General features: G+C 60.4%; 7 protein-coding genes. 3 read left to right on the plus strand and 4 right to left on the minus strand.

What is annotated here, in order from left to right:
* Positions 1–30: 30 nt before the first annotated feature.
* Complete coding sequence (locus B2344_RS11485) at positions 31–1368, minus strand: hypothetical protein (RefSeq protein ID WP_290485256.1); 1338 nt, start codon at positions 1366–1368, stop codon at positions 31–33.
* Between the two features lie 272 nt (positions 1369–1640).
* Here B2344_RS11485 and panD point away from each other — a divergent pair, with 272 nt between their 5' ends.
* Positions 1641–1997 carry an aspartate 1-decarboxylase gene (gene panD, locus B2344_RS11490; RefSeq protein ID WP_206991255.1) on the plus strand — a complete coding sequence of 119 codons (357 nt, stop codon included), beginning with the start codon at positions 1641–1643 and terminating at the stop codon, positions 1995–1997.
* Positions 1998–2021: 24 nt separating this feature from the next.
* Here panD and B2344_RS11495 read toward each other — a convergent pair whose 3' ends face one another.
* Positions 2022–3005, minus strand: coding sequence for an LLM class flavin-dependent oxidoreductase (locus tag B2344_RS11495; protein WP_206991254.1), 984 nt, complete (start codon positions 3003–3005; stop codon positions 2022–2024).
* 165 nt (positions 3006–3170) lie between these two features.
* Here B2344_RS11495 and B2344_RS11500 point away from each other — a divergent pair, with 165 nt between their 5' ends.
* Positions 3171–4346: a hypothetical protein gene (locus tag B2344_RS11500; protein ID WP_290483300.1), complete on the plus strand. Its 1176-nt coding sequence runs from the start codon at positions 3171–3173 to the stop codon at positions 4344–4346.
* The gene (locus B2344_RS11505) at positions 4294–5130 is read left to right on the plus strand and encodes an alpha/beta hydrolase family protein (RefSeq protein ID WP_290485257.1); all 837 of its coding nucleotides are present in this window, start codon (positions 4294–4296) and stop codon (positions 5128–5130) included. Before B2344_RS11500 ends, B2344_RS11505 begins: the two co-directional genes overlap by 53 nt.
* A 6-nt stretch (positions 5131–5136) precedes the next feature.
* Here B2344_RS11505 and B2344_RS11510 read toward each other — a convergent pair whose 3' ends face one another.
* Positions 5137–6183, minus strand: a complete 1047-nt coding sequence (locus B2344_RS11510; RefSeq protein ID WP_290479887.1) for a class I SAM-dependent methyltransferase — start codon at positions 6181–6183, stop codon at positions 5137–5139.
* Positions 6184–6190: 7 nt separating this feature from the next.
* Positions 6191–6895, minus strand: a 705-nt coding sequence (gene lgt, locus B2344_RS11515) for a prolipoprotein diacylglyceryl transferase (protein WP_290485258.1), incomplete at its 5' end; no start/stop codon positions are given.

A 6895-nucleotide genomic window follows, 5' to 3' on the forward strand; every position in this document is an offset into this window, starting at 1 on the left:
ACAGGGGAGGGTTATGGTCGCGTGAGCGGATCAGCCGCCCAGTGCTTTCCAGCGTATCATGGCCTCGCATGTGTTTTCGCCCTGGAAGGCAGACTTGGCGGCGCCATTGAATTGATCGGAGACGGATGCGGCCCAGACCGCAGCGGCCGCGTCATAGGATGTGAATCCGATCTCGGAAAGGCCACGCTCAATCCGGTTGCAGATCAGGCCGGCAACGTCCGGGTCAGCCGAGCTGTTGAGGTAGGAGATGCGATCTGACAGGTCGAGCCGTGAGAAGATGTAATCATACACGGTCAGGTCTTCACCAACATCAAAAGCCAGGATGTCGCCTGAAGTGACGCCGGTAAAGTCCGGGTATCCGGTATCCGAAACACCTGCTGTGAAAATGGACGGGATCGGCTGGTCCAGATACACGGCCCATTGACCGATGGCGCCTTTGCCGCGCGTGTCCTTGATATCATTCGTGTCCGGCAATTGTGCGGAGACAACGAGGATCGGCTTGTCGCTCCATGCCTTCACGGAAAACGCGCTGACCGATTGCTCCGTGATCGACTGACCGAACAGGGTGCTGGTGGAGTTATTCAGGAAGTTGGAAGCCTCCATCATCAGGGGCGCATTGAAATAGGTGACCAGTGTGGAAGTCGGTGCGATCAGATTGGCGGCGGTGGTCAGCGCCCCCATCACATTGGCGCTGGCTGAAGATTCCTTTTCATCCGACAACTGCAGGCGAAAGCGTGCCTCAATGGTCGTGTTGGGTCCGACCTTGAAGTAAGGCGTGGCATAGACCGAGATGCTTTCGTTCGTCGTCCAGGATTCGCCCTCGCGGTTATTCGAGGAGAAGGTGGAGGAGAAGAGCGCGTTGGTTGCGGTGATGTCCGGCTTGGCCACATCGAATTCGGCGATCAGGGTGCGGGTAATGCTGCGCGAAGACATCATGCGAGAGAACCAGCCCCGGCTCTCCTCGTCATAATTGCGAGCCTCAACTTCCTGACTGCGCACGCCGGACGTCACGCCTTCCATGTCATAAGCGTCGGGTTTCAGCGTGACGATCTGGATGCGCGTGTAACGGTCCTGCAGCATGTCTCCGAACTCGGAATAGACGGCTGCCTCGTCAATCGCGACATCGATATAGGGGAGGTAGTCCTTGGCGGGCACGGCGCCGCCGCTGGCGCGGCCGGTATGGCGCCGCACGGTGGGGGTTGGCGCGCCGAGAAAGTCATCATCACCGGGATTGGGTATGCCGCGCACGGGTCCGTTGGGTGCCTGCCCGTCTGCGGGCGGCGGAGACGCGGGTGCGGGTTCCGGGCTGGACGCGCAGCCGGCGACGATCATTGCGATGGCGATGGCGCTTGCTGACACCTGTTTCATGTCGTTCTTCCCCTGTATTATTCCCCAGCCTTACAGATTGTTAACAGACGAAATCCTGCAAGGCGACCCATTTTGATACGGAATTCGCGAGATAGGGGTATGGGAGCGAGGGTATGTCATGACCTCGCGTGAAGGTGAGGCCCAAGCGTCCAATATCGTCTTTACTCACATTTGCTGCGATGCAATAAGCGCCTTGCGCAAGGCCGCAGGCCTTCCTATATGCTCACTATGAGCATAATGGTGCGCTCTTAATAATCCGGGAGGATCCATCCTTGTTGCTCAATATGCTGAAAGCGAAACTGCATTCTGCGACCGTCACGCAGTGCGACCTTCACTATGAAGGCTCGGTCTCGATTGACCAGGACCTGCTCGACGCTTCGGGCATCTTGCCGAATGAGCGCGTGGATATCTGGAACGTCACCAATGGCGCTCGCATTCAGACCTATGCTTTGGAAGCTCCTCGCGGTTCGAAGACGATCGGTGTGAACGGCGCGGCGGCCCGCCACTTTGCGGCCGGTGACAAAGTCATCATTGCGGCCTTTGCCGGGATCGATGCCGACAAGGCCCGCCAGCATGCGCCGACCGTTGTGCTGCTGGACGACCACAACGAGATCAAGCGCCCCGTCTAGCCGGGGCGGTCATCAAACGACAATTCAGTCTTTCAGGACGTTCGCGATGATTTCGAACGAGCGTAGGCGCTTGTCGACATCATACATGTCGGAGACGATCATCAGCTCGTCGGCCTGTGTGCGGGCGAGCAGGGCCTCGACGCCGCGTTTCACCGTATCCGCGTCCCCGATGATGCTGAAATTCAGCATGTGTGACGCGCGCATTTTCTCTTCCGGGGTCCAATAGGTGTCGATGTCGTCAATCGGCGGCTGGGTCAGCTTGCGGTCGCCGCGCACGAGATTTGCGAACGACATCTGCTGGGAGGTGGCGAGATATTCCGCTTCCTCATTCGTCTCGGCAGCGATGATGTTCACGCCGATCAGGGCATAGGGGGTCTTCTGCTGATCTGATGGCTGGAAGTTGGCGCGATAGGTAGCCAGCGCATCATCCAGCGCCTGCGGGGCGAAATGGGAGGCAAAGCCATAGGGCAGGCCATAGGCGGCCGCGACCTGCGCGCCGAACAGGCTGGAGCCGAGGATCCAGAGCGGGACATTCGAATTGGAGCCGGGCACAGCCTCGATCTTCTGGCCGGGCTCGACCGGGCCGAGAAAGGCCTGCAGTTCCAGAACATCCTGTGGGAAACGGTCGGCGCTGGTCGGGTCACGCCGCAGGGCGCGGAGGGTCATCTGGTCCGTGCCGGGGGCGCGGCCAAGGCCGAGGTCGATGCGGCCCGGATAGAGCGCCTCCAGCGTGCCGAACTGTTCGGCGATGATATAGGGCGCGTGATTGGGCAGCATGATGCCGCCAGCGCCCACGCGGAGGGTCTTCGTGCCAGCCGCAATGTGCGAAACGACGAGCGAGGTGGCCGCCGTCGTGACGGCTTTCATATTGTGGTGCTCGGCGACCCAGAGCCGCTTATAGCCAAGAGCCTCGGCGTGCTGGCCGAGGCGTCGGGCATCGTTCAGCGCGTCGGCGCGGGTAAAGCCCTCGCGCACGCGTCCGAGTTCCAGGATCGAAAGTTCAGCCACATCAAGGCCCCTTGCATTGCATCCCTGAGACATGGGGACCGCGCCGCCAAAGCCAAGCCCGGCTTGCGCAGCGGAAGGGTGGAGTTGGTCGGAATCGGGCGGTTTCGGTGTTGCCTCGCCTTTCCATCCAAAATAGCCTGAACGCAGTTATTGGGGAGATCCTGTATGAGAGTATTGGTCCTCGCCGTTCTGGCGGCATGGCTCGGCTTTGGCTTCAACACGGCCAGCGCCGAGGTCACCCATCCGCCGCTGGAAGCCTATGGCGACCTGCCCTCAATCCGGTACATGGCCCTGTCTCCGGATGGATCGATCGTTGCCTTTGCCGAGCGCCGGGAACGGGCGGACTATCTGGTCACGTTTGACTTCGCGACGCGACAGAAGACCTATCACGTGAAGATCGACGACGTTGCCACGCGTGACATCTGGTTCGCCGATGAGGAGAACATCGTCATCCTTGCTTCGGAAACGAAGTTCGTGATCGGGTTTCGGGGGGAGTTTGAATATTCGGGCGCTTTCTCTTTCAGTCTGAAGACTAAGAAACTGACATTCCTGTTGAGGGGTACGGACAACATCTATCCTGCCCAGGGCCGTCTTGGGCGGATTGTCGGTGACGATGCCGACCCCGGCTACATCTTCATGCCGGCTTATGTCGGAGATCGCTATTCTCATCCGAATTACAGCCTGCTGCGCGTCAATTTGAAGACCGGCAAAGGAAGACGGTTCAAGAGCGGTGTCGACAATACGGTTGATTGGTTCGTGGACGAGGATGGGACGGTACTTGCGCGGGAGGACTATAATAACACCACGGATACCTACAGGGTTTATACCTATGTGAACGGGAAGCGTGAGCTCATCTATGAACTCGAAACATCGCAACTTCCCCCCGGTGTCACGGGTATCAAGGCTGACCGGTCCGCCTTGCTGTTTTCCGACGGTAGTGATGCCGATGATTCCGGAAACGTTTATGAGCTCGATTTCTCGGGGCATTTGACGCCTGCATCGCTCGGCGGGAAGGGCGGTACGATCGAGCGGATCATCAAGGATGGGAACCGGTTCGTTCTCGGTGTCGAATATTCCGGCGCAGTGCCCTCGTACAAGTTTTATGATCCGGATGTGGACGCGGCCGTCTCGGGCATGGTGAGCCAGTTTTCCACGGCCTCCGTAAATCTCGTATCCTGGACCGATGACTGGTCGAAGCTACTCTACCTGATCTATGGCAGCGACACGCCCGGCAGCTATGTCCTGCAGGATCGGGAAACCGGCCAAATGATGCTCGTCGCGGATGAGCGTGACAACATACCCCCCAGACGCCATCGGCCAGATGGTTTCTGTCAATTATAAAGCCCGGGATGGGCTCAACATTCCGTCGATCCTGACCTGGCCGGCAGGCGTGGATATTGAAACGGCCAGCAAGCTGCCTCTGGTCGTGATGCCACATGGTGGACCAGAATCGTATGACGCGGTGGGGTTCGATTGGATGGCGCAGTATTTCGCCAATCGGGGCTACCTCGTGCTTCAGCCGAATTTCCGGGGGTCGTCAGGCTACGGAACTGAGCACCGGATTCTCGGCAAGGGGGAGTGGGGCGGCAAGATGCAGGATGACATCACTGATGGCGTGCAGACGCTGGTGGAGCAGGGCCTGGCAGACCCGACACGTGTCTGCATTGTCGGGGCCAGCTATGGCGGCTATGCGGCGCTCGCGGGCGGTGCGTTCACACCTGACCTGTACAAATGCGTCGTGGCGATTGCACCCGTGTCGGACATTCGACCCCTCCTCGTGGATGTGAAGTGGGATAATGGGCGCAAGCATTGGGCGCTGGACTACTGGCAGGAAAACATAGGCGATCTTGATGAAGAGCGCGAGAAGCTGGATGCTATCTCGCCAGCCAGAGCCGCAGACAAGTTCACGGCACCCGTACTGTTGATCCATGGCAATGACGACACCGTCGTGCCGATCAAGCAGAGCGAGATCATGGAACGGGCTCTCGAAAAAGCCGGCAAGGATGTGACCTTCCTCGAACTGGAAGGTGAGGATCACTGGATGTCGGATGGCGATACGCGAATTGACGCATTACGCGCTATGGCGACATTCATAGACCAGCATATCGGCGCTGAAGCCGAGTAGGGGCGCCTAGAACCCAACCGGCGCGGGCAGGCCCGTGCTCGACAGGCAGATCGCCTTGAAGCGGCTGCCCATGTCTTTCGGGTCGATCAGCCGCTGGGCATTGTTGAAGATCGCGTCGGCATGGTCGGGATTGGCCTCGACCAGCTGGTTGAGCCGTGCCTGTGCCCCGAGCCCCATCAGGAACATGCCCTGCGGTGTCGGCCCGGCCACATCCAGTCCCATGCGCGCGGCAAGCCGTTTCAGGCGTCCGAAATCCACGTCCACGGTCAAATCGGTTTCGCCGGGGCGGGCGAGGGGGGAGACCTGCTCGCCCTGGCTGAAGGCGCGGAGGCTGTCGCCCGGCGTCGCATCGGCGGGGCCGTAGTCAATGAACAGCGCGCGCATCGGCGCGGGGCGGGTGAGGAGGTCTGCAATCAACAGGTCGAAGCCGATCTGGACCTCGACCGCCTCTGACGTTTCGGCGGCGCCATCGGGCGCGCGCTGCTCGTCGGCGGCAAGACCGAAGGCCAGCGCTCCGTCCGCATCCAGCCCGACCACGCATTCGCGCCACTGGCCATCCGCCTTGCGGAACTGGCGGGCGGGCAGGCAGTCGAGATATTCATTCGCGACCAAGATCATCGGCCCGGCGGGCACATTGCCGAGCGTGTCGGCAAAAGACGGCGTATAATCGCTGAGACGCTCTGCCTGCACCTTGCGCAATTCCGGGCTCGGCTCGACGAGGGTGAGTTTGGCGGCATCGGCAAATTCGCGGCCGCCCGCGACATAGGCGAGGCGCAGCGCATCCGCCATCAGCGTGCCGCGACCGGGACCAATCTCGACCAGATGAAACGAGTCCGGCGCGCCCATGGCCCGCCATTCATTCACGACCCACAGGCCGATCAGTTCGCCGAAGACCTGGCTGACTTCCGGCGCCGTGATGAAATCAGTGCCAAGGCCGGGGCGCGTGGCATAATAGCCTTGGGCCGAGTCATGCAGGGCAAGCTGCATATAGGTCGAAACCGGGATGGGGCCGCCGGTCTCGATCAGGCGGATGATGCGATCCTTGAGGGTCATGGGCAGATCAATCCGCGGCTACAGGCTTTGTCTTCAGCGCATTCCAGACCAGCCAGGCGCCGCCGATCCACATCGGGATGGAGAGCAGCTGGCCCATCGTGATCCAGTCCGGCAGGCCCTCGACGAAACTGTCGGGCAGGCGGAAATTCTCCACGATGGTACGGCCGGTCGCATAGATCAGCAGGAACAGGCCGGCGATAAGGCCGGGCCGCTTCAGCGCACCAAAGCGCCAGATCAGGATCGATCCCACAATCAGCGGTAACCAACCCTCCAGCACGCTTTCATATAGCTGGCTGGGGTGGCGGGCGGTCTCGAAGTCTGTATAGGCCCATTCGCCTGTATCCCAATTATAGGCCGGCGGCGTCGAGCCGCGCACATAGCCTTCCGGGAACACCATGCCGATGGGCGCATCCGTGTGGCGACCATAGAGTTCGGCGTTCACGAAATTGGCGAGACGGACGAGGCCGATGCCAATAGGCGCGACGACGCCGGCAATATCGCCAATCGAGAGCAGAGACACTTTGCGACGGCGCGCGAACAGGATAAGCGCGATGGTAACGCCCAGAATGCCGCCATGAAATGCCATGCCCCCATCCCAGATCTTGAAAATGGTCAGCGGGTTCGCCGCGATCACGTCGAACTGGTAGGGCACCATGTAGAACAGGACATAGCCGAACCGTCCGCCGAGAATGATGCCGACAATGATCCAGAA

Origin of the sequence: Hyphomonas sp. UBA3195, assembly GCF_002366485.1 — a bacterium.
Taxonomy (GTDB): domain Bacteria; phylum Pseudomonadota; class Alphaproteobacteria; order Caulobacterales; family Hyphomonadaceae; genus Hyphomonas.